Raw genomic sequence first — 3,249 nt, 5'->3', positions numbered from 1 at the left:
TCACGACGAACGACGAGCGCTACTCGAAGTTCATCACGTGGCAGTACGAGACGCTGCGTGACCGCGGCCTGCTGGAGAAGGGCCTGCACCCCGTCAAGTACTGCACGAACGAGGAGCAACCGGTCACGACGCACGACTTGCTGGAGGGCGAGGAGGCGGAGTTCCAGGAGTACACGCTGGTCCGGTTCGGTCACGGCGACACCGTCGTCCCGATGGCGACGCTCCGCCCGGAGACGGTCCGCGGCGTGACGAACGCGTACATCGACCCAGAGGCCGACTACGTCTACGCCGACGTGGACGGCGAGCAGTGGTTCGTCTCCGCGGCGGCCGTCGAGAAACTGCAGTTGCAGGCGCACGACGTGACCGTCGAACGCCGCGTCCCCGGCACCGAACTGGTCGGCGAACGCGTCACCAACCCCGTCACGGGCGACGAGGTACTCGTCCTGCCCGCGGACTTCGTGGACGCCGAGAACGCCACCGGCGTCGTCATGTCCGTCCCGGCGCACTCGCCGGACGACTACGTCGCCCTGCAGGAGGCGAAGGCGGACGACGGCCGGATGCGTGAGTACGACATCAACCCCGCCGACGTCGAGGCCATCGAACCGGTCCCCATCCTCTCCGTCGAGGACTACGGCGAGATACCGGCCAAGTCGGCCGTCGAAGAGGCCGGAATCACCTCCTCGGACGACCCCGCTCTGGAGAAGGTGACGAAGGACCTGTACAACAGGGAGTTCCACGCGGGGCACCTGAACGACGACTACGGCGAGTTCGCCGGCGAGTTGGTCGAGGACGTGCGGACGCGCTTCCGCGACGCCCACCGCGACGAGGGGGCGTTCGGGACGATGCAGGAGTTCTCCGAGGACGTCGTCTGCCGGTGCGGCGGCGACGTGGTCGTCGCCGAACAGGACACGTGGTTCCTGCGCTACAACGACGAGGCGTGGAAGGCGAAGGCCCACGACGTCGTCTCGCAGATGGAGGCCATCCCCGAGAACACCCGCGGCGAGTACGACCACACCATCGACTGGCTGAACGAGTGGCCGTGCATCCGCAACTACGGGCTGGGCACCCGCCTCCCGTGGGACGACGACTTCGTCATCGAACCGCTGTCGGACTCCACCGTCTACATGGCCTACTACACCATCGCGCACCGCCTGCAGGACGTGCCGGTGGCGGACCTGGACCGCGAGTTCTTCGACGCGTTGTTCTACGGCGCGGACGCGTCGAGGACGCCCCCGAACGCGCCCTCGAACTGCGCGAGGAGTGGGACTACTGGTACCCGGTCGACTACCGGTTCTCCGCGAACGACCTCATCTCGAACCACCTGACGTTCTACCTGTTCCACCACGCCGAACTGTTCGACCGGGACAACTGGCCGCAGGGCATCGTCATCATGGGGATGGGTCTACTGGAGGGCGAGAAGATGTCCTCCTCGAAGGGACACGTCGTCCTCCCCGGCGCGGCCATCGACGACTACGGCGCCGACACCGTGCGCTTCTTCCTGCTCAACTCCGCGGAACCGTGGCAGGACTACGACTGGCGCGCCGAACAGGTCGAGTCCGTCCGGGACCAGTTAGAGCGCTTCTGGAACCGCGCCGACGAGATACTCGCGGCCGACGCGCCCGACGAACGCCCCGAACTCGAACAGGAGGACCGGTGGCTGCTGTCGAAACTGCAGCACACCGTCCGCGACGTCACCGAGGCGATGGAGTCCTCGGAGACTCGGACCGCCAGTCAGGCCGCCTTCTACAACTTCGAGGAGGAACTCCGCTGGTACCGCCGGCGGACGGACCTCGACCGCCCGGCCGCGAAGTGGACGCTCGAACGGGTGCTGGAGACGCGCCTGCGACTCCTCGCCCCGTTCGTCCCGTTCATGACGAACGAACTGCACGAACGGCTGACCGGGACGCCCGCCGAGGACGCGCTGTGGCCCGAACCCGACGCGTCCTTCGAGAGCGCGGCCGTCGAGGCCAGCGAGTCGCAGATAGAGCGGCTGACCGAGGACATCAAGGGTATCCAGCAGTCGCTGGCGAACGCCGAGGAGGACGTGCCCGAGGCCGACCCCGACCGCATCACCGTCACCGTCGCCGCCGACTGGAAGCGCGACGTGCTCCGGACCGTCGTCGAGGAGGACGCGAATCAGGGGGCCGTGATGAGCAGCGTGATGCAGGACCCCGACCTGCGCGAACGCGGCAACGAGGTGAACGACCTCGTGCAGGAACTGGTCGAGTTCGTCCGCGGACGCGACGAGAGCGAGGTGGCCGCTCTCGCCGAACTCGACGAGTACGCGACGTACGAGGCGGCGACCGACTTCCTCTCGCGGGAGTTCGACGCCGACGTCGAACTCGCTCTGGAGGGCGAGGACGCCGACGCGACGAAGCAGGCGATTCCGCTCCGCCCGGCTATCGAACTCGAAGCCGAGTGAGCGACTCGCGGGCTCGGTCTCTCTCCCCCGTACCGCACTGTTTCAGCGTTGATAATCTCGTGGCGTAGCGGTTCGCTGATGCCGGTTGCTACTCCGCCAGACGTGTCTCTGGCGGGTCGTGCACACGGTTCTCGTTCGATCGCTATCACTTCCGACTAGTTACCTAGATTGATACTGACACGCAAACGAACGTTTGGCATGCATTGTTCGGAGTGCGACGTCGAGATGCACCGGGTCGACTCGCGACGCGGGTCCGACTGCGAAGACCACACCACGTTCGAGTGTCCCGAGTGTGGCGACCGGTCCCAGCGAACGCGGTGGCGCCCGCTCTGAGCAGCAGACGCTGCGAACGTCACGAACTGCTAATGCCGACGCGCACGTACTGGTAGTCATGGCAGAAGAAGACTCTCCGAGTGCGCTCCGACAGGTCTACAGAACGGTCACGCCCGGCTACAAGTCCCACCCCGACGCGGAGATGAACTCCGTCGGCTGGGTGATCTTTCTCGTCATGGTCGCCGTGATGCTCCCGCTCTTGCCGTTCCTCGTCGCCGTCTGGGTCGTGACGAAACTCATCGACTACGTCTCCCGCGGCGGCGGCCGGACGGAGACGTGAGTGCTCAGTTCCCGCGGCCGGCGAGTCCCAGCAGGTCGAACTCGTAGCCGTTGTCGTTCTCCCGGGCGTGTTCGTAGACGATGTGCGCGGCGGCGACGTCCTGAATCGCCAGTCCCGTGGAGTCGAACACGGTGATGCCGTCCTCGTCGGTGCGGCCCTCCCTGTCGCCGACGACTATCTCGCCGATTGCGCCGTAGATGTCGTCGTCCGAGAG

The 3,249-nt window shown here is 66.3% G+C and carries 1 protein-coding gene and 2 pseudogenes; 2 read left to right on the top strand and 1 reads right to left on the bottom strand.

Translation table 11 applies throughout. The features are described 5' to 3' along the window. Nucleotides 1-2,422, top strand: a pseudogene (gene leuS, locus GJ632_RS25650) (leucine--tRNA ligase); the annotation flags it as partial. Nucleotides 2,423-2,813: 391 nt separating this feature from the next. Next, a complete protein-coding gene (locus GJ632_RS20485; RefSeq protein WP_089804559.1) occupies nucleotides 2,814-3,035 on the top strand; it encodes a hypothetical protein in 222 nt (73 codons plus the stop codon). A gap of 4 nt (nucleotides 3,036-3,039) precedes the next feature. On the opposite strand, the pseudogene GJ632_RS20480 reads toward GJ632_RS20485, so the two are convergent. Beyond that, nucleotides 3,040-3,249: pseudogene (locus tag GJ632_RS20480) on the bottom strand (ornithine cyclodeaminase family protein); the annotation flags it as partial.

Origin of the sequence: Halogeometricum sp. CBA1124, assembly GCF_009741955.1 — an archaeon.
Classification (GTDB): domain Archaea; phylum Halobacteriota; class Halobacteria; order Halobacteriales; family Haloferacaceae; genus Halogeometricum; species Halogeometricum rufum.
Note: the sequence above shows the minus strand (reverse complement) of the source record. Positions and strands in the feature narration are given on the sequence as shown.

What these genes read in the sequence shown, in the direction of transcription:
- GJ632_RS20485 (WP_089804559.1), top strand. Translation starts at nt 2,814, where the DNA reads ATGGCAGAAGAAGACTCTCCGAGTGCGCTCCGACAGGTCTACAGAACG.